Source organism: Mesorhizobium silamurunense, assembly GCF_014843905.1.
GTDB lineage: Bacteria > Pseudomonadota > Alphaproteobacteria > Rhizobiales > Rhizobiaceae > Mesorhizobium > Mesorhizobium silamurunense.
Window position 1 is genome coordinate 14,845 of record NZ_LPVS01000098.1, and the last position, 19,125, is coordinate 33,969.

General features: G+C 64.9%; 15 protein-coding genes. 7 read left to right on the plus strand and 8 right to left on the minus strand.

Annotation, left to right across the window (positions count from 1 at the left end; genetic code table 11):
- Window positions 1-5 precede the first annotated feature (5 nt).
- The 6 genes from AU465_RS29075 (at window position 6) to AU465_RS29100 (ending at window position 5,842) form a co-directional block, all read left to right on the plus strand.
- Window positions 6-824, plus strand: a complete 819-nt coding sequence (locus tag AU465_RS29075) for an ABC transporter ATP-binding protein (protein WP_192255770.1) — start codon at window positions 6-8, stop codon at window positions 822-824.
- Window positions 811-1,662 carry an ABC transporter permease gene (locus AU465_RS29080; protein WP_192255772.1) on the plus strand — a complete coding sequence of 284 codons (852 nt, stop codon included), beginning with the start codon at window positions 811-813 and terminating at the stop codon, window positions 1,660-1,662. Before AU465_RS29075 ends, AU465_RS29080 begins: the two co-directional genes overlap by 14 nt.
- A gap of 33 nt (window positions 1,663-1,695) precedes the next feature.
- Window positions 1,696-2,988: a cytosine deaminase gene (locus AU465_RS29085; protein ID WP_192255774.1), complete on the plus strand. Its 1,293-nt coding sequence runs from the start codon at window positions 1,696-1,698 to the stop codon at window positions 2,986-2,988.
- Window positions 2,985-4,385: an FAD-binding oxidoreductase gene (locus AU465_RS29090; RefSeq protein ID WP_376774915.1), complete on the plus strand. Its 1,401-nt coding sequence runs from the start codon at window positions 2,985-2,987 to the stop codon at window positions 4,383-4,385. The genes AU465_RS29085 and AU465_RS29090 overlap by 4 nt, the downstream gene beginning before the upstream one ends.
- Before the next feature lie 288 nt (window positions 4,386-4,673).
- On the plus strand, window positions 4,674-5,255 hold the full coding sequence (locus tag AU465_RS29095; RefSeq protein WP_192255776.1) for an NAD(P)H-dependent oxidoreductase: 582 nt from the start codon (window positions 4,674-4,676) through the stop codon (window positions 5,253-5,255).
- Window positions 5,255-5,842, plus strand: coding sequence for an NAD(P)H-dependent oxidoreductase (locus tag AU465_RS29100; RefSeq protein WP_192255778.1), 588 nt, complete (start codon window positions 5,255-5,257; stop codon window positions 5,840-5,842). The genes AU465_RS29095 and AU465_RS29100 overlap by 1 nt, the downstream gene beginning before the upstream one ends.
- A 46-nt stretch (window positions 5,843-5,888) precedes the next feature.
- Here the strand turns inward: AU465_RS29100 and AU465_RS29105 are convergent, their stop codons facing one another.
- The 4 genes from AU465_RS29105 to AU465_RS29120 all read right to left on the minus strand — a co-directional run bounded on the left by AU465_RS29105 (window position 5,889) and on the right by AU465_RS29120 (window position 12,659).
- On the minus strand, window positions 5,889-8,336 hold the full coding sequence (locus AU465_RS29105; RefSeq protein ID WP_192255780.1) for a GcvT family protein: 2,448 nt from the start codon (window positions 8,334-8,336) through the stop codon (window positions 5,889-5,891).
- Window positions 8,333-9,514 carry a pyridoxal phosphate-dependent aminotransferase gene (locus AU465_RS29110; RefSeq protein WP_192255782.1) on the minus strand — a complete coding sequence of 394 codons (1,182 nt, stop codon included), beginning with the start codon at window positions 9,512-9,514 and terminating at the stop codon, window positions 8,333-8,335. Before AU465_RS29110 ends, AU465_RS29105 begins: the two co-directional genes overlap by 4 nt.
- Window positions 9,514-11,967: a GcvT family protein gene (locus tag AU465_RS29115; RefSeq protein WP_192255784.1), complete on the minus strand. Its 2,454-nt coding sequence runs from the start codon at window positions 11,965-11,967 to the stop codon at window positions 9,514-9,516. The genes AU465_RS29110 and AU465_RS29115 overlap by 1 nt, the downstream gene beginning before the upstream one ends.
- Before the next feature lie 104 nt (window positions 11,968-12,071).
- Window positions 12,072-12,659 carry a helix-turn-helix domain-containing protein gene (locus AU465_RS29120; RefSeq protein ID WP_192255786.1) on the minus strand — a complete coding sequence of 196 codons (588 nt, stop codon included), beginning with the start codon at window positions 12,657-12,659 and terminating at the stop codon, window positions 12,072-12,074.
- Between the two features lie 245 nt (window positions 12,660-12,904).
- Here AU465_RS29120 and AU465_RS29125 point away from each other — a divergent pair, with 245 nt between their 5' ends.
- Entirely contained in the window at window positions 12,905-13,609 is a 705-nt protein-coding gene (locus AU465_RS29125) for a nitroreductase (RefSeq protein ID WP_192255788.1), read from the plus strand.
- A 31-nt stretch (window positions 13,610-13,640) separates the two neighbouring features.
- Here AU465_RS29125 and AU465_RS29130 read toward each other — a convergent pair whose 3' ends face one another.
- From AU465_RS29130 to AU465_RS29145, 4 genes are all read right to left on the minus strand, one after another.
- Window positions 13,641-15,083, minus strand: coding sequence for an MFS transporter (locus AU465_RS29130; RefSeq protein ID WP_192255790.1), 1,443 nt, complete (start codon window positions 15,081-15,083; stop codon window positions 13,641-13,643).
- A gap of 173 nt (window positions 15,084-15,256) precedes the next feature.
- A complete protein-coding gene (soxG, locus tag AU465_RS29135) occupies window positions 15,257-15,844 on the minus strand; it encodes a sarcosine oxidase subunit gamma family protein (RefSeq protein WP_192255792.1) in 588 nt (195 codons plus the stop codon).
- Window positions 15,837-18,830 (minus strand): sarcosine oxidase subunit alpha, encoded by a 2,994-nt coding sequence (locus AU465_RS29140; protein WP_192255794.1) that lies wholly within the window; start codon window positions 18,828-18,830, stop codon window positions 15,837-15,839. The genes soxG and AU465_RS29140 overlap by 8 nt, the downstream gene beginning before the upstream one ends.
- Window positions 18,827-19,120 carry a sarcosine oxidase subunit delta gene (locus AU465_RS29145; RefSeq protein WP_192255796.1) on the minus strand — a complete coding sequence of 98 codons (294 nt, stop codon included), beginning with the start codon at window positions 19,118-19,120 and terminating at the stop codon, window positions 18,827-18,829. Before AU465_RS29145 ends, AU465_RS29140 begins: the two co-directional genes overlap by 4 nt.
- Window positions 19,121-19,125: the final 5 nt, after the last annotated feature.

A 19,125-nucleotide genomic window follows, 5' to 3' on the forward strand; every position in this document is an offset into this window, starting at 1 on the left:
CTGAGATGATCCAGGAGAAAGTGGCGCAGACAACGGCATCGGGCGAGCGCCCGATGCTGCTTTCCTTACGCAATGTCGGCAAGGTCTTTTCCAACGGCGTGACGGCGCTGAGCAAGGTCGACCTGGCGATCCGGGAAGGCGATTTCCTCAGCCTGCTCGGTCCCTCGGGCTGTGGCAAGTCGACGGCGCTCAGACTGATCGCCGGCCTGTCGACGCCGACCTCCGGCCAGCTCGACTGGCGCGGCTCGATCGACCGCTCGAATATCGGCTTCGTCTTCCAGGAACCGACGCTGCTGCCGTGGGCCAGCGTCTTCGACAATGTCTGGCTGCCGCTGCGGCTGAAGGGCATGTCGCGCGCCAAGGCCGAGCCGGCGGTGATGGAGATGCTGTCCCGCGTCCACCTTACCGGCTTCGAGAACGCAGTGCCGCGCGAGCTTTCCGGCGGCATGAAGATGCGCGTCTCGATCGCTCGCGCCATGGTGACGAAGCCGCGCATCCTTTTGATGGACGAGCCCTTCGCGGCGCTCGACGAGATCACCCGCTTCAAGCTCAACAACGACCTTCTGGAGCTCTGGCAGGACGAACGCTTCACCGTCGTCTTCGTCACCCACAGCGTCTTCGAAAGCGTGTTCCTGTCCAGCCGCGTCGTCGTGATGGCGGCGCGGCCGGGCCGGGTCCATGGCGAGCTTACCGTCGATGCGCCTTATCCGCGTGACGAGGCGTTCCGGACGTCGCCCGATTATGCGGCCCTTTGCCGGCAAGCCTCTGACGTGCTGGTGAATGCCATCAACTCAACCGCCGGATCCCATCATGACAGCCATTGAAGACACTGCGCTGAAGCTCGACCCGGAAGAGGCGCGCCGTGTCCGCCAGGAGCGGCTGGAGCGGATCGGCAGGTGGGTGCTGCCGTTGGCGATCATGGTGCTGGCGATCTGGCTCTGGGACCGCATCTGCGTCTGGAACGCGATCCCGCAATACATCCTGCCGCGCCCCGGCGTGGTGCTGCAGACGCTGCATGACGATGCGGGGCTTTTGTTTTCCTCGCTTTTGGTGACGCTGAGGATCACCTTCCTCAGCCTGCTGCTTGCCGTTATCGGCGGCGTCGGGCTGGCGGTGCTGTTCGCGCAGTCGAAATGGGTGGAGATGTCGTTCTTCCCCTTCGCCATCGTGCTCCAGGTGACGCCGATCGTCGCGATCTTTCCGCTCATCAACATCTATATCAACGACCAGACGACCAAGCTCCTGCTCTGCGCCTGGATCGTCGCCTTCTTTCCGATCCTCTCCAACACCACGCTGGGGCTGAACTCGGTCGACCGCAACCTGCGCGACCTGTTCAAGCTCAACGGCGCGACCCGCTGGCAGCAATTGCGCTACCTGCGCCTGCCGGCGGCGATGCCCTATTTCCTCGGCGGGCTGAAGATCGCCGGCGGCCTGTCGCTGATCGGTGCCGTGGTGGCCGAGTTCGTCGCCGGCGCGCAGGGGCAATCTTCCGGGCTTGCGTCGCGCATCATCGAGGCCGGCTACCGGCTCAACGCTCCCAGGCTGTTCGCGGCGCTCATCCTGATCTCGCTCACCGGCATCCTGATCTTCCTTGTGCTGTCGCTGGTGTCGCATCTTATCCTGCGCCGCTGGCACGAGAGCGCGCTGAAACAGGAGCGGTAGGGTGGTCGGTCCCGTCACCCAGGAGAGCGGCAATTGATTCCGGACTCAGCATCATACCAACTCGCCAACGTCCGGCTGCATGCGTCGCTGACGCCCGGCCTTGCCGCAGCATTCGACAGCGACGGTTTCGCGCTGGCCGACATAAAAGTCACCGACGGCAAGATTTCTAGCATCACTTCGCATGGCAGATCGGCGCCGGCCGATGCGATCGACCTTGGCGACCGCATCGTGCTGCCGTGCTTCGTCGATTGCCACACCCATATCGACAAGGGCCATATCTGGCCCCGAAAACCCAATCCTGACGGTACCTTCATGGGCGCTCTCAACGCCACCGGCGCCGACCGCGCCGCGCGCTGGAGCGCGGAGGATGTCGCGCGCCGGATGGATTTCTCGCTGCGCTGCGCCTACGCCCACGGCACCAAGGCTCTGCGCACGCATCTCGACAGCGTGTCGCCGCAGGAGGAAATCTCCTGGCCGGTGTTCGAGACGATGCGAGAAAGATGGCGCGGGCGCATCGAACTGCAGGCGGTCTGCCTGCTCGGCATCGAAGGCGTGCGCGACAAGGCCTGGTTCGAGCGGTTGGCGAAACGCGTGGCCGCGGCCAAGGGCGTGCTGGGCGTCGTCACCTATATGGTGCCCGACCTCGAGGAACTGCTCGACCAGGTTTTCGCGCAAGCGATCAAGCACGGGCTCGACCTCGATTTCCATGCCGACGAGACCGACGATGTCGCAGCCATCTCGCTGAAGAAGATCGCCGAGGCTTCGCTGTGGAACGGCTTTGACGGCAACATCCTGGTCGGCCATTGCTGTTCGCTCTCGCGCCAGCCCGACCTCGAGGTGCTTGACACGCTGGACAAGGTGGCGAAGGCGGGGCTCGCCGTGGTGTCGCTGCCGATGTGCAACCTCTATCTGCAGGACAGGCGCAACAACAACACGACGCCGCGCTGGCGCGGCGTGACGCTGGTTCACGAGATGAAGGCGCGCGGCATCAAGGTGGCGGTCGCTTCCGACAACACGCGCGACCCGTTCTATGCCTATGGCGATCTCGACATGCTCGAAGTCTACCGCATGGCGACGCGCATCCTACATTTCGACCATCCGGTCGGCGACTGGCCGAAGTCGGTGGCGGCGACGCCGGCCGAGGTGATGCGGCTGGACGGCGTCGGCACTCTTGCCGCAGGCGGCGTCGCCGATTTCATCGTCTTCAAAGGACGGAGCTGGACCGAATTGCTGTCGCGGCCCGAATCGGATCGCATCGTGGTGCGCGACGGCCGGGCGATCGAACGTAAGCTGCCCGACTATGCCGAACTCGACGAACTGATATGATGGATATCGCAGCGCTGAAGCGCGATCTCGAAGGACTGAAGATCGACGACCATCCGGCCATCGTCCAGCAGAAGAGCCGCGACTTCTACTGGTACAGTCCGGTGCTGAAGCAGCAGCTCGATCATGTCACCGGCGACCTGATCGTCACGCCCAAGAACGAGCGCGAGGTGATCCGCGTGCTCGCCGCCTGCCACCGGCACGGCATTCCGGTGACGCCGCGCGGCAGCGGCACCGGCAATTACGGGCAGGCGATGCCGCTCTCGGGCGGCGTGGTGCTCAATCTCGCCGAAATGAACGAAGTGAAGGCGATTGCGCCAGGGCGCGTGGTGACCGGACCGGGCGCGGTGCTGGCCGACATCGACAGGGCAACGCGCGCGCATTCCAGCCAGGAGCTGCGCATGTCGCCGTCCACCTACAACACGGCCTCTATCGGCGGCTTCGTCGCCGGCGGCTCGGGTGGCGTCGGCTCGATCCGCTGGGGCGGGTTGCGCGACCTCGGCAACGTCATCCGGCTCAGGACCGTGACCATGGAGGCGGAGCCGCGAGTCATGGAACTCACCGGCGAGGACGTGCTCAAGGTCATGCATGCGTACGGCACCAACGGCATCATCACCGAGGTTGAGATGCCGCTGACCGCCTCCTATGACTGGATCGACGTCATCGTCGGCTTCGACGATTTCATGGAAGCGGCCGGCTTCGGCAACGACCTCGCCGTGCAGGACGGTATACTGGCGAAGCTGATCACGCCGATCGCCGCACCCATCCCTTACGACTATTTCAAGCGGCACCAGAAATTCTTCCGGCGCGAGCAGAGCGTCGTGGTGTGCATGATCGCGCCGCATGCGATGGATGCGTTTGTCGCCTTCGTGTGCAGCGGCAAGGGTGAGATCGTCTTTAAGGCCGACAGAGAGGCCGACCTCAAGGGACTGCCGCCGGCCTACGAGCTGACCTGGAACCACACGACGCTGCGCGCCATCCGGGTCGATCCGACGATCACCTATCTGCAGGCGCGCTACCCGTCGCCGGATCATCTCGCCCACGTCAAGGCGATGGTCGACCGCTTCGGCGACGAGGTGCCGGCGCATCTCGAGTTCATCCGCTTCGATGGCGCGATCGGTGCCGCCGGCCTGCCGCTGGTGCGCTACACCACGGAAGAGCGGCTCGACGAGATCATCCGCATTCATGAGGACAATGGCTGCTGGATCTTCAACCCGCACCGCTACACGCTGGAAGAGGGCGGCATGAAGCAGACCGACGAGGTGCAGCTTGCCTTCAAGCGCGAGACCGATCCGCAAGGGTTGCTCAACCCCGGCAAGATGATCGCCTGGGAGAACCCCGGCTACGATTACCGCTCGGGCAAGTCCTTTCTGTTCAAGGGGCTGCAAAAGGCGAGTTGAGTCGATGGCGAACGTGCGGCGCTGTACCCCGCTCTGGCCTGCCGGCAATGTTGGCGATTGGCGGAAGCCGCGGCGACGTCGGATCTCCCCCCTTGAGGGGGAGATGGCCGGCAGGCCAGAGGGCGTCGCCTCACGTAGATCGCCGACGCCGTCTCTCGTCACCGAAGACGTGGACGTTTCACGCGCGGCGACCCCCTCTGTCGCCTCCGGCGACATCTCCCCCTCAAGGGGGGAGATTTGGCGCAGGACAGCGCCGGTGTCTCTCGCTGATCTACGGGATGTCCTCCCGTGAACGTCCTCGTGCTTTACGCTCATCCGGTGGAGACCAGCTTCAATGCCGGCCTGCACAGGACGATCGTCGAGCGGCTTTCCGCGGCGGGCCATGCGGTCGACGATTGCGATCTCTACGCCGAGGATTTCGACCCACGGCTGACGCGGGCCGAACGGCTCGGCTATCACGACCAGCGCGGGCCGTATGATATGGTTGCCGGCTACGTCGAAAGGCTTCAGAAAGCGGAAGCGTTGGTGCTGTCGTTTCCGGTCTGGAACTACGGCTATCCGGCGATCCTCAAAGGCTTCTTCGATCGCGTGTTCCTGCCCGGCGTATCGTTCAAGCTGGTCGACGGCAAGGTGAAGCCGACGCTCCACAACATCCGCAAGCTCGCGGCCGTCACCACCTATGGCGGCAGCCGTTTTCGCGCCATGCTGATGGGCGATCCGCCGCGCAAGATTGTGAAGCGCATGCTGCGGGCCACGATCAAGCCCGGCGCGCCCGTCTCCTATCTCGCGCATTACTCGATGAATCTTTCGACCGACCAGACGCGCAACGCCTTCACGAAGAAGGTGGCCGCCAGCATGGATCAATTCTGATGCGCGTGCTGGTGGTCTATTGCCATCCGGTGCCAGAGAGCTATTGCGCGGCGATCCGCGACACGGCCGTCGAGGTTCTGAAGGGGAGAGGCTGGGACGTTCGGCTGCTCGACCTCTATGGCGAGACCTTCAACCCGGTGATGAACTGCGAGGAGCGGCGCTCCTACAACGAGCGCGCGCCCGAGGATCCGGCGCTCAAGCCGCATTTCGAACATCTGCAATGGGCCGAAGCGATCCTCTTCATCTATCCAACCTGGTGGTACGGGCTGCCGGCAATGCTGAAGGGCTGGTTCGATCGCGTGTGGGCGACCGACATCGCTTTCAAGCTGCCGGCGGGCAAAGGGCGGATCACATCGCTGATGAGGCATGTCACCAAGGTCGGCGTCATCACCACCTGCGGCGCGCCGACCTGGTGGAGCGTCGTGGTCGGCCAGCCCGGCCGCAAGACCATCCTGCGCGGCATGCGGGCGCTGTGCGCCACGCGCTGCCGGACATTCTTCCTGGCGCACTATCTGATGGATTCATCGACGCCGAAAAGCCGGGCGGCGTTTCTGGCGAAGGTGAGGGCGAGGCTGGAGCGGTTTTGAGCTGCGGTATCCCCCTTCTCCCACAAGGGGGGAAGGGAAGATGGCGCTACATCCTCACCCGTTCCGCCTTCGGATCATACATCGGCTTCAACGACGCTTCCGCCGCGAAACGCTCACCCGCGATCTCGACCTCGTAGAACGAGGCCAGCACCTCCGCCTCGCTCTCGCCCTTGCAGGGCACATAGCCGAGGCCGATGGCGCCGCCGAGATGGTGGCCGTAGTTGCCCGAGGTGATCGGGCCGACGATCTTGCCGTCGCGCAGGATCGCTTCGTTGTGGAACAGCAGGGGTTGCGGATCCTTGAGGCGGAACTGCACCAGGCGGCGATTCAGCCCGGCTTCCTTCTTGCGCAACACGGCGTCGCGGCCGATGAAGTCGGCCTTGCCCGTCTTCACGGCAAAGCCGAGGCCGGCTTCCAGCACATTGTCCTCGTCGGTGATGTCGTGGCCGAAATGGCGGAAGGCCTTTTCGATGCGGCAGGAATCGAGCGTATGCAGGCCGCAGAGCTTCAGGCCGACACCGGCGCCGGCTTCAGTGATCGCCTCGAAGACATGGGCGGCCTGCTCGGTCGAGACATAAAACTCCCAGCCGAGCTCGCCGACATAGGTGACACGGTGGGCGCGGGCGAGGCCCATGCCGATCTCGATCTCCTGGAAGGTGCCGAACGGATTGGCTTCGTTGGAGAAGTCGTTTGGGCTGACCTTCTGGATCAGTTTTCGCGAGTCCGGACCCATCAGGCAGATGACGGCCTCGGCCGCAGTCACATCGGTGATGACGACGAACTCGTCGGCGACATGCCGCCTCAGCCAGGCGAGGTCGCGCTGCAAGGTGGCCCCCGGCACGACGAGGAAATAGGCCGTCTCCGTAAGCCGCGTCACGGTGAGGTCGCTCTCGATGCCGCCCTTGGCGTTGAGCATCTGCGTGTAGACGATTTTTCCCGGCGCCACGTCCATGTCGTTGGCGCAGAGCCGTTGCAGGAAACGCTGAGCGTCGCGGCCTTCGACGCGGATCTTGCCGAACGAGGTCATGTCGAACAGGCCGACGCCGTTGCGCACGGCCAGATGCTCCTCGCGCTGGTTGTCGAACCAGTTCTGCCGCTTCCAGGAATAGCGGTACTCGCGCTCCTGTCCTTCGCGGGCAAACCAGTTGGCGCGCTCCCATCCCGCCACCTCGCCGAAGACGGCGCCGCGCGCTTTCAGGTGCTCGTGCAGGGGCGAGCGGCGCACGCCGCGCGAGGTCGCCATCTGGCGGTAGGGGAAATGGTCGGCGTAGAGCAGGCCGAGCGTTTCGGACACGCGCTCCTTGAGATAACGGCGGTTCTTCTGGAAGGGCTGGGCGCGACGGATGTCGACCTCCCAGAGGTCGAAGGGCGCCTCGCCGTCGTTGATCCACTGCGCCAGCGCCATGCCAGCGCCGCCCGAGGAAACGATGCCGATCGAATTGTAGCCGGTCGCCATCCAGTAGCCGGAAAGTTCCGGCGCCTCGCCGAGATAATAGCGGTCGTCCGGCGTAAAACTCTCGGGACCGTTGAAGAAGGTGTGGATGCCGGCCGTGCCCAGCATAGGCATGCGGTTGACGCCCATTTCGAGGATCGGCTCGAAATGGTCCATGTCCTCGGGCAACTGGTCGAAGCAGAAATCCTCGCGGATGCCGTCCATGCCCCAAGGTTTCGCCACCGGCTCGAAGGCGCCGAGCATCATCTTGCCGGCGTCCTCCTTGTAGTAGGCGCATTCGTCCGGCACGCGCAGCACCGGCAGTCGGGAGAGGCCGGGGATCGGTTCGGTGACGAGATAGAAATGCTCGCAGGCATGCAGCGGGATGGTGACGCCGTTCTGGCGCCCGAGCTCGCGCGCCCACATGCCGGCGCAGTTGACCACGATATCGGTCTCTATCGTGCCTTGATCTTCACCCTGCGCCCAGGAGACGCCGGAGACGCCGCCATTCCTGGTGTGGACCTTGGTGACCTTCACGTTTTCTATGATGGTCGCACCCCGCTGGCGCGCGCCTTTGGCCAGCGCCATGGCGATGTTGGCCGGGTCGCACTGGCCGTCGAGCGGCAGGTGCACTGCGCCGACGACGTCGGAGACGTTGAGATGTGGATACATCTCTTTGACTTCGCTCGGCGAAATCTCGCGCACGTCGACATCGAAGGCGCGGGCGAGCGATGCCTGCCGGTAGATCTCGTGCTTGCGCTCCTCGGTCAGCGCGACGGTGATCGAGCCGACCTGGCGCATGCCGGTGCCGACGCTGGTCTCGGCCTCGAGCTTGACGTAGAGGTCGGCCGAGTATTTCGCCAGCCGCGTCATGTTCTGCGAGGCGCGCAGCTGGCCGATCAGGCCGGCCGCATGCCAGGTCGTGCCGCAAGTGAGCTGCTTGCGCTCCAAGAGCACGATGTCGGTCCAGCCGAGCTTGGCCAGATGATAGGCGACCGAGCAGCCGGAGACGCCGCCGCCGATGACGACGGCGCGGGCTTTGGTTGGAATCGCTTTGGTCATGCGGCCTCGCGGCGGTAGTTGGAGGCAAAACGGCGCACGCGAAGCGCTGCTTCCTGAAGCACGGCTTCGGGCTGGCAGAGGCTGATGCGGATATGGCCGGCGGCGGCTTCGCCGAAGCTCGAGCCGGGCATCACGCCGACCTTTTCCTTGTCGAGCAGCGCCCAGGCGAATTTCTCGTCGTCGGGCTCGACGGTGGAAATGTCGAGCATGACATACATTCCGCCTTCGGAGCCGCGCACGGTGAGTTCGTTCACGCCGCGTGTGGCATTGAGAAAGACCGTGCGGCGCGCGGCGTAGCGCTCGGCTATTTCCTTCACGCCGTAGTGGTTCTCCAGCGCTTCGGCGCAGGCGATCGAGATGAAGGCCGGCAGGCCGTAGGTTGTCACCAGGTTGAGGTCGGTCATCAGCGCGATCATCGCCTTCGGACCGGTCAGCCAGCCCATGCGCCAGCCGGTCATGCCGTGGCTTTTGGACATCGAATTGATGACCAGCGTGCGCTCTGCCATGCCTGGCAGCGAGCGGGGCGAGATGTGCTCGCCGCCGCCGAGCGTCCAGTAGACCTCGTCGGACAGCAGCCAGAGGTCATGTTCCTTGCAGATTTCGGCCAGCTGCTCGAGCCGTTCGCGGGAATAGACGGCACCCGTCGGATTGTTCGGCGTGTTGATCAGGATAGCGCGCGTGTTGGACCTGAGCGCCGCGCGGATACTATCGGCGCGCGGCTGGAAGCCGTCCTCGGCCGGCGTCTCGACGACGGTGAAGCTGGCGCCCGCGGCGCTGAAGGTGTTGGGATAGGTGGCGTAGTAAGGCGCGACGACGATGGCGTGATCGCCGGGATCGAGCACGCCCTGCACGGCGGCATAGAGCGCCGCCTGGCCGCCCGGCGTGGCGATGATCTCGTCCGGTTCGGTCAGGATGCCGGTGCAAGCGGTGGAAGCCGCCGCCATCGCCTTGCGCAAGCGGGGCAGGCCGGGCAGGGGCGTGTAATGGTGATTGCTGCCGCGAACGGCGTTGACGCAGGCTTCGATCGTTTCCGAAGGCGTGTCGAAGTCGTGGTCGCCGACCGACAGCATGATGATGTCCTCACCGGCCTGCTTGCGGGTCCAGGCGGCGAAATGGACTTCCCAGCCATCCTTGCCCGAAGGCACGATGCCGGTAATGCGCTTTGATGGTTTTGGCATCAGGCTCTCAACCTCTCATTCTTCGGATCCCACAGCGGCTCGTCCTTCTGCACCACCGCCTTGAAGCGGTCGCCGAAGATCTCGACCTCGATCGACGTGCCCGGTTCGGCGAGATCGGAGCGCAGCATGCCGAGCGCGATGGATTTGCCGACGCGATGGCCCCAGCCGCCGGACGTGGTCTCGCCGACGATCCTGCCGTCATGCCAGAGCGTCGACATATAGGGCGCATCGCAGTCGCCGGGGTTCTCGACGACCAGAGTGACGAAGCGCTTCTTCACGCCCTGCTGTTTTTCATTCAGAAGCGCCGCCTTGCCGCGAAAGTCGGGCTTGTCCCATTTGACGAAGCGCTCCAGCCCGCCCTGCAGGATCGAATAGTCGGTCGACAGATCGCCCTTCCAGGCGAGGTAGCCTTTTTCCAGCCGCAGCGAATCCAGCGCATACATGCCGAAAGGCTTCAGACCGTGCTTCTGGCCGGCAGCCCAGACGGCGTCGAAGACAGTCAAAGTGTCGGCAACCTTGGTGTGGATCTCCCAGCCGAGCTCGCCGGCGAAGGAGACGCGTACCAGTCTCGCCCAGCGCCCGGCGATGGTCGTCTCCTGATGCGTCAGCCAGGGCAGCGAGAGATCGGCGTCGCAGACCTCGGCAAGGATTTTTCGCGAGTTCGGACCGGCGAGGATCTGCGTTGAATATTCCTCGGTGCGATCGGTCAGCGTGAAGGCCGCATTTGCCGGCATGCGCGACTTCAGCCATTCGAAATCGTGCCACTGTGCCACCGCCGCCGTGATCAGCGTCATCTGGTCCTCGCCATGGCGCACCACCGACATTTCGGTGACGATGCGGCCCTTGTCGTCGGCGAAGTAGACGAGGCCGATGCGGCCGGGCTTCGGCACCAGGCCGGTGACCTGCAGCGCCAGCCATTCGGCGGCACCCGGACCCTCGAGGTTGAAGCGCGAGAAGCCGGGCAGGTCGAGGATGCCGGCGGCGTCGCGCACGGCCAGGCATTCCTCGCGCACGCGCTGCTGCCACGGTCCTTCACGTCGGAAGGTCAGCGTCGCTTCTTCCGAAATGTCGTCGCCGGGCTTCGCATACCAGGTGGCTCGCTCCCAGCCATTGTAGGCGTCGAACTGGCCGCCGAGCGCCTTGATGCGGTCGTGCAGCGGCGAATGCTTGCGGTCGCGTCCCGCCGGCCATGCATGGCGCGGGAACTGGATGGCGTATTCGTTGCCGTAGATCTCCATGCCCTTGGCGACGCAATAGTCCGGCGCTGATGCAAATGACGTGAAGCGGCGCGGATCGCAGGACCACATGTCCCATTCCGTCTGGCCCTCGGTCACCCACTCGGCCAGCACCTTGCCGGCGCCGCCACCCTGGGCGATGCCGAAGGTGAAGACGCAGGCCTCGAAGGCATTCGGCACGCCGGGCATCGGCCCGATCAGCGGATTGCCGTCCGGCGCGTAAGGGATCGGACCGTTGATAACCTTGGACAGGCCGGCGGTGCCGAGGATCGGCACGCGCGCGACGGCGTCGGCGAGGTAATGCTCCAGCCGGTCGAGGTCGTCGGCGAAGAGCTGGAAGGAAAAATCCTCCGGCATCGGATCGTTGTGGGTCGCCCAATGCGCGCGGCAATTGCGCTCATAGGGGCCGAGATTCATGCCGGTCTTTTCCTGGCGCAAGTAATAGGACGTGTCGACGTCGCGCAGCAGTGGCAGTTTCTTGCCCTGCTCCTTCGTCCAGGCGGCGAGCTCGGGGATCTCCTCGAACAAGATGTATTGATGGCTCATCACCATCATCGGCACTTCACGGCCGAACATGCGGCCCACCTCGGCGGCGCGGTAGCCGGCGGCGTTGATGACGATCTCGCAGCGAATCTCGCCCTGTGGCGTCGTGACGACCCATTCGCCGTTCTCGCGGCGAACACCGGTGACTGGGCAGAAGCGGATGATTTTCGCGCCCATGTCGCGCGCGCCCTTGGCGAGCGCCTGGGTCAGCTGCGCCGGGTCGATGTCGCCGTCGCTCGGATCGTAGAGCGCACCCTTGAGGTCATGCGTCTCGATGAAGGGATAGCGGCGCTTGATCTCGTCGAGACCGACGACGTCGATATCCATGCCCTGGTAGCGGCCCATGCCCTTGGCGCGCTGGAACTCCTGCATGCGTTCCTGGGTGTGAGCGAGTCTGAGCGAGCCGGTGACGTGATAGTTCATCGGATAGTCGACTGCTTCGGCGAGACCGCGATAGAGCTCGGTCGAGTAGCGCTGCATATTCATCAGCGACCATGACGAGGAGAAGGTCGGCACGTTGCCGGCGGCGTGCCAGGTCGAGCCGGAGGTCAGCTCGTTCTTCTCCAAGAGCACGCAGTCGGTCCAGCCTGCCTTGCAGAGGTGGTAGAGCGACGAGGCGCCGACGACACCGCCTCCGATGATCACCACGCGTGCCGTGGTCGGCAAACCGGCCATGTTCTCCTCCAAATCCAAGGCGCGTCATGACGCGCTTTTTCTTTTTGTTCATGCACACCGTTGTCCCCAAAACCGCTGCACACTTTTGGGCGGCATGCATTGGTTCAGTACACCGGCGGCGAAACCACCCAGATGACGACTGCCGGCTCGGCGCCAGGATTGCGCCAGCGAAACGGCTTGCCTTCGAAGCGGAACGAGTCGCCTTCGCCGAGGCGATGCCAGACGCCGCCGATCTCGATCTCGAAAGTGCCCGACGCGACGTAGCCGGCTTCCTCGGTCGGGCGGCGCGCCTCGGTCTTCAGCTCCGCGCCCGGCGCGAAGACCGAGCGCAGCATCTCGAAGCTACCGCCGAGGTCGGGCGACAGAAGCTCCTCCACGAGGCCCGATTCGCTTGTGCCAAGCGTGCGGCGGCTGCCCGCGCGCACGACCACGCCGCGCTCCTTTTCGACAGGCACGTCATGGCTGAAGAACAGGCTGAGCGGCACGCCGAAGAGTTCGGCGAAGGCCCTGAGGTCGCCGAGCGAAGGGACCGACAGGCCGCGCTCGACCTGGCTGACCCAGCCGACTGAGCGGCCGAGCCTGAGGGCGATCTCGGCCAGTGTCAGCCCGCGCGCCTTGCGCAGCGCACGGATGTCGCCGGCCAGCAGCCGCTCGCCATTGTCCTGCTCCGGTCTGACAGCGGTCGAGGTCAATCGTTTCTCTGAGGCTGGCGTGAAAAAATCTGAACAAATTTCATGAGATAGCAAGCTTATGAAAAAATCAAGTGGATTTTCACGAAGCGCAAGATTTGCTTGCGCGATTTTGGCGGTTGATGCAAAGGCTCGCCGACGAACGGCGAGTGGGGACGTCAGGTCGGGGACCAGTTAGTTATCAGTGTCTGCGGATGGTCGTTGCGGAAACCGGTTGCGGGTTCCGGCCATGCGTGAAGGGACGGCCCATGCTGGAGAAGAATAGCCGGAACGCGCTCGATGCGGCGATCGTCGACGAGGCGATCATTTCGCGCCGGTCCGTGCGCGCATTTTTGCCCGACATGGTCGACGATGAGACGATCCGCGCCATCCTGACGGTGGCGGCGCGGGCTCCGTCCGGCACCAATATGCAGCCCTGGCGGGTCTATGTGACCAAGGGCGAGGTGAAGCAGCGTATCAGCGACGCCATCCTCAATTCCGGCATTCGCGCCGAGAAAGCTGAATGGGACGAGTACCGCTACTACCCCGACCAATTCTTCGAGCCTTATCTCAGCCGGCGCCGCGCCAACGGGTTCGGTCTCTACGGCGCCATCGGCATCGGCCGGCGCGAGGTCGACAAGATGCGCGCGCAGCACGACCGCAACTTCATCTTCTTCGACGCGCCGGTCGGCATGATCTTCACGGTCGACCGGCGGCTGAACAAGGGATCGTGGATCGACTACGGCATGTTCCTGCAGAACATCATGGTCGCGGCGCGGGGCAGGGGGCTGCATACCTGTCCGCAGGCGGCCTTCGCGCCCTACCACCGGCAGATCCGCCCGGTGCTAGACATTCCCGACGAGGAGGTCGTCGTCTGCGGCATGGCGCTGGGCTACGAGGACAACTCCAAGCCCGAGAATGAATTCCGCACCGACCGCGCCCCGCTCGAAGACTGGGTGACGTTCGCGGAGTAGCGCCAGCGCGGACGGACCGCGGCCCGATTTGCTAATCCGTGCTCATATGCGCGCCATGGCCGCTGACATGCGCGCCGTCCTGCGGTGTCAGCCTGAGATAGGCGAGCAGCGCGCAAAGCGTGATCAAGCCTTCGACAATGAACAGGATGCGGTAGCCGTTGACGCTGGCCTGGCCGCCGCCGGCTAGCAGCGAGAGCATCGCCGCCGCCAGACCAACGCTGATCGCCACCGCCAGCTGCCAGAGGATGTAGTAGAGCGCGCTGAAGCGCGAGAGCTGCTCCGGCGCGATGTCCGAGTAAGCGAGATTGCCAGTCGAGGCCCACTGCACCGAACGGAAGAGGCCGAAGACGAAGATGTAGGCAAGCACGATCCAGGTAGGCATGCTTTCCTGCATCAAGGCAAAACCAGCGACCAGCAAGGCGGCTATCGGCGTATTGGTGATCAGAACGCGCTTGAAGCCGAAGCGGTTCAAGATGCGCGGCATGAAGAAGCGCATCAGCAGCGATCCGATCGCCGCGACGAAGGTCAGCGATCCGGCCTGCACGGCGCTCATGCCGAAGCCGAGCTGGAACATCAGCGGCAGCAGGAAGACAACGGAGCTCAGCCCGATCGTGTCGAGCCCGCCGCCGGTGAGAAAGCTGATGCGGAAGGTGCGAATGCGCAGCAAATTGAGATCGAGCAGCGGATTGCGGGCGCGCAAGCAATAGAAGGCGGCGACGGTGAGGATGGTGATTGCCAGGCCGAGCTCGGCGCCGATAATGCCGGCGGCGGCGTCCTTCGCGGCAAGCATATCCATGCCGAAGACGAGCAGCGCCATGCCGCTGCCGACGAGCAGGAAGCCCGGAAAGTCGAACGGCGTGCGGACCGGCTTCGTGGTCGAGGGAAACAGCGAGGCCGCGAGCAGCGCGGCCGTCAGCGCGATCGGGATGTTGATGTAGAAGATCCAGCGCCAGGAAACATAGGTGGTCAGCGCGCCGCCGACGAGCGGCCCGACCAGCGGCCCGGACTGGCCGGCGAGCGAGATGTACATGTTGATCCTGAGCGTGCGGTCGCGCGGAAAGCTCGACAGGATCACGACCTGGCCAAGGGTGCCCATCAGCGCGCCGCCGAAACCCTGCAGCGCGCGCGAGCCGACCAGCATCCAGATGTTTTCCGACATGCCGCAGAGCGCCGAGGCGCTGGCGAAGACCAGCAGCGCAAAGCAATAGACGTTGCGCAGGCCGAAGCGGTCGGCCAACCAGCCGCCGAGCGGCATCGTGACGATGAGGCTCGCGACATAGACGGTGATCAAAAGACCGAGCTGGCTCGGCGGGCGATCAAGGCTTTGGCCGATGCCGGGGAGCGCGGTCACCACGACATTCTGGTCGAGGCTGGTCATGAAGACGCCGCAGGCGACGGTCGCCGGCAGCAGCATCGATGGCTCACCCGCCGGGGCAAAGCGGGTCGTGGCTGTCGCCGAAATCTCTGCAGTCATGGAAGGGTATGGTCGAACTGGTTGCCTGACCGGACGCCTGCCCCGACAAGAGCCCGTGATTCCTTATCTATTGTCTTCGTTGGCACAAGGCTCAAGCAGCAGTTGTGGCCGTCGATAGTGCCAAGACCTGCTGCGCTAAATCCATTGGCCTGGCAGCACTTTTCCTGAAGTGCTTAGTGCACCTCGTAACCGACTTCCTCGCTGGCGTGGCACAAGGCCTTCCAGAACGAGCGCGCGAAGGAGCGGAAGACATAGATGTCGAACTGGTCGGCGCCACTGCGTTGGATCTGGGCAAAGACATCGTGATGGTTGGTCGAGCGGCCGGCACCGAGCGGGAAGGCCGGCAAGGCGAAGTCGATGGCGAAGAATTTCGCCAGCACCCACTCCGCCTTCGGCCCGGCGATGCGGATCGCAGTGCGGCCGTGCGAAAGGTCGGTGAGCGTGCCGATTGATGGCGTGATCACGCCCGTGAATGCGGAGGCCAAGCCCTTGGCTTCGTCGACCACGGTGAATTTGCCCGGCGCAAAGCCGAATGCCGACTTCCCGCCGTTGGTGACGCCGCCGCCGGCGCCATCCGGCAGGGCAAGGCCCGTCACCTTGTATATGCCGGACATCAGCCGCTTTTCCTCGCCCGGCCATGCGGCAAGCTGCAGGATCGAGCCCGGCCGCGTTTCGGACAGGATAACGTCCACGCCATGCTCGAAATTGCCGTGCGAGCCCGGGTGGTAAATCGGCTCAAGCGGTGATTGACGCTCAACCATGCATGCGGCTCCCGTCCGGATCGTAGAAGTGGTTGGGGACGATCTCGATCGGCCCGAACCGGTTGCGCAGCGGGTCGGAGACGAAGGCGCGCGTGCCGTGGCGCGCCTTGCCGCCCTTGACCAGGGCAAGTGCTATGTATTTGCCGAGCGCCGGCGAATAGCAGCAAGCGGTGATATGGCCGATCGAATCGTGCGGATTGGCTTCGTCCAGCTCCTCGACGATATGTCCGCCGCCGTTCAAGGCACGGTTGTCGAGGGCGATCAGGCCGACCAGTTCCAGCCGGTCCGGAGCGATCAGGCCTTCGCGATCCATCATGGCGGAACCGATGAAGGGCTTCTTCTTCGACAGCATCCAGTCGAGATGCAGGTCGCGCGCCGTGGTGCGGCCGTCGATCTCCGCGCCGGTGACGTGGCCCTTCTCGATGCGCATGGTCCCCAGCGCCTCGAGCCCGTAGGTGACCAGGCCGAATGGCTTGCCGGCCTCGATGAGAGCCTCCCACACCCGCGTTCCATAGCCGGCGCCGGAATAGACCTCGAACGCCATTTCGCCGGAGAAGGACAGACGGCAGATCATCACCGGCACGCCGGCGATCTCGCCATGGACGATGCCCATGAAGGGAAGCGTGGCGTTGTCGACGGCCGTGCCGGTCACGCAGGCGGCGAGGATCGCACGCGCCTTCGGGCCGCCGATCGCGGCGCCCGCCCATTCGTCGGTGACGGAGGTGACGGTTACCTTCAGCTCAGGCCAGATGACGTCGAGGAAATACTCCAGATGCTGCATCACCTTGCCGGCATTGGCGGTGGTGGTGGTCATCAGGAAGTCCTGCTCGCCGAGCCGCCAGGTGGTGCCGTCGTCGAAGGCAAGCCCATCCTCGCGCAGCATCAGGCCGTAGCGGGCCTTGCCGACGGCGAGCGTGGAAAACATGTTGGTGTAGACGCGGTCGAGGAACTCCGCCGCATCCGGCCCCTGAACGGCGATCTTGCCGAGTGTCGAGACATCGACGATGCCGGCACTCTCGCGCGTCGCCTTGGCCTCGCGCACATAGGCCTGCTCGACCGTCTCGCCGGGAAGGCCGTAGATCATGGGGCGGTACCAGAGACCTGCCGAATACATGGTCGCGCCATTGTCGATGTGCCAGTCATGCATCGGCGTCAGCCGCTCGGGCTTCAAATCGCCGAAGCGCTCGGCTGCCAGCGAGCCGATCGAGACCGCCGTATAGGGCGGGCGGAAGCGAGTCGTGCCGACTTCCGGGATCGGTTTGCCGAGCGCCTCGGCCATGATAGCGAGGCCAGGCACGTTCGAGTTCTTGCCCTGGTCGGTCGCCATGCCGAGCGTGGTGTAGCGCTTCAGATGCTCGACCGAGACGAAGCCCTCGCGATGCGCGAGCCGCACATCCTCGGCGGTCACGTCGTGCTGGAAATCGACGAAGCTCTTACCCTTGGCCTTGATCTCGAAGACCGGCGCCGGATCGGGATCGCCGGGGGTGGCCTCGACGATCGGGAGCAGCGCGGAGGACGTCGTTCCGCCGGCGGCCTGAAGGCCGGCGGCGCGGCCCTCGGCAATGGCTTCGGCGGTCGAGAAGCTGCCGGTGAAGGCGCCGCAGCCGATCCAGCGCTGCGTCGGCTGCGGCGGCAGGAAGGCCTGCCGGGCCGGGTCCCACTCAGCTTTCGCGCCGGCCTGGCTGGCGAGATGGATGGTTGGCGACCAGCCGCCCGACATAGCCAAGCAGTCGGCATGGATGCTGCGCTCGTCGCCACTGAGCGCGCCGCTCATCAGGTCGAACCGCTGCACCTTGAGACCGGTGAGCGCCTTGCCGCCTTCGGTCGCGACCACGGCATGGCCGGCAAGCAGCTCTGCTTCGGCCTCGCTCGCCAGCCTGCTCATCTCGTTCGACACGTCGCTGCGGACATCGACGATGGCGACGACTGCGGCGCCGGCCCGCTTCAGCGCAACGGCCGAGCGATAGGCGCTGTCGTTGTTGGTGAACAACGCGATCCGTTCGCCGGGCAGCACGCCATATTCATTGGCATAGCGCTCGGCCGCATGCGCCAGCATGACGCCCGGACGGTCGTTGCCGGGAAACACCAGCGGGCGCTCGAAGGAACCGGTGGCGAGAACCACCGTCTTGGCGCGGATTGCCCAATAACGCTGGCGCGGCTCGCCTTTGGCCGGCACTTCCTTGTGTTCGGTCACCCGTTCGAGCGCGGCAAGCGTGTTGCCGTCGTAGTAGCCCCATACCGTCGTGCGCGGCAGCAGGCGGACATTGTCATTGCCTTCGAGCTGGCCGACGATGCGCCCCGCCCAGTCGGCGCCCGGTGCGCCGTCAATCGTCTCGCCCGACCAGTTGGCCGAGCCGCCGAAGCGGGCTTCGAGGTCGGCCAGGATCACGCGGGCGCCCTGATCGGCCGCGGCCTTCGCCGCCATCAGGCCGGCCGGGCCGGAACCCACGACCAGCACGTCGCAGAAGGCGTTCATGCGCTCATAGCGCGCCGGGTCGGGCGCGGTTCCAGCCTTGCCGAGGCCCGCGGCGCGGCGGATGAAATGCTCGCAGAACATCCAGAAGCGGGTGCCCTTCATGGGGCCGATCGCCGGCCCCATGAAGGTCTTGTAGTAGAAGCCGGCCGACAGGATCTTGCCGCCGAGCTGGTTGAGCGCGCCGATATCCCAGGCGAGCGAGGGCGAGCGATTCTGGCTGACAGCGACGAGCCCGTCATAAATCTCGACCATGGTGGCGGGGATGTTGGGCTCGCGGACGTCGCCGCGCAGCACCGTCACCAGGGCGTTCGGCTCCTCGACGCCGGCGGCGAGCAGGCCGCGCGGACGGTGGTATTTGAACGAGCGGCCGAACAGCGTCACGCCGTTGGCCAGCAGCGCCGAAGCCAGCGTGTCGCCGACATGGCCGGTATAGGGCGCGCCGTCGAAGGTGAAGCGAATGGTGCGCAGCCGATCGATGCGGCCGCCGGTGTCGGCGCGGCGCGGGCTCACTGGTTGCCTCCCGCCTTGTGGCCGGCGGATTTGTGTCCGCCGCGGGCGAAGGCCGTGCTCAGGATCTCATGGGTTACGGTGTTGCGCACCACCCGCAGATGCGCGCGGCAACCGCCGGAATGCTGCCAGATCTCATTGTGGTCGCCGGCCGGGTTCAGCCGGTCGTAGACATAGGCGTTCCAGGCGTCGAGATCCTGCGAGGAAGGCTGCGGCCGCGCGCGGTTGCCGTCGCCCTGGTAGGTGAATTCGATGACGTCGCGCGGGCCGCAATAGGGGCAAGTTATCAGCATCTTGA

What these genes read in the sequence shown, in the direction of transcription:
- AU465_RS29075 (WP_192255770.1), top strand. Translation starts at nt 6, where the DNA reads ATGATCCAGGAGAAAGTGGCGCAGACAACGGCATCGGGCGAGCGCCCG.
- AU465_RS29080 (WP_192255772.1), top strand. Translation starts at nt 811, where the DNA reads ATGACAGCCATTGAAGACACTGCGCTGAAGCTCGACCCGGAAGAGGCG.
- AU465_RS29090 (WP_376774915.1), top strand. Translation starts at nt 2,985, where the DNA reads ATGATGGATATCGCAGCGCTGAAGCGCGATCTCGAAGGACTGAAGATC.
- AU465_RS29100 (WP_192255778.1), top strand. Translation starts at nt 5,255, where the DNA reads ATGCGCGTGCTGGTGGTCTATTGCCATCCGGTGCCAGAGAGCTATTGC.
- AU465_RS29105 (WP_192255780.1), bottom strand. Translation starts at nt 8,336, where the DNA reads ATGACCAAAGCGATTCCAACCAAAGCCCGCGCCGTCGTCATCGGCGGC.
- AU465_RS29110 (WP_192255782.1), bottom strand. Translation starts at nt 9,514, where the DNA reads ATGCCAAAACCATCAAAGCGCATTACCGGCATCGTGCCTTCGGGCAAG.
- AU465_RS29115 (WP_192255784.1), bottom strand. Translation starts at nt 11,967, where the DNA reads ATGGCCGGTTTGCCGACCACGGCACGCGTGGTGATCATCGGAGGCGGT.
- AU465_RS29125 (WP_192255788.1), top strand. Translation starts at nt 12,905, where the DNA reads ATGCTGGAGAAGAATAGCCGGAACGCGCTCGATGCGGCGATCGTCGAC.
- AU465_RS29130 (WP_192255790.1), bottom strand. Translation starts at nt 15,083, where the DNA reads ATGACTGCAGAGATTTCGGCGACAGCCACGACCCGCTTTGCCCCGGCG.
- soxG (WP_192255792.1), bottom strand. Translation starts at nt 15,844, where the DNA reads ATGGTTGAGCGTCAATCACCGCTTGAGCCGATTTACCACCCGGGCTCG.
- AU465_RS29145 (WP_192255796.1), bottom strand. Translation starts at nt 19,120, where the DNA reads ATGCTGATAACTTGCCCCTATTGCGGCCCGCGCGACGTCATCGAATTC.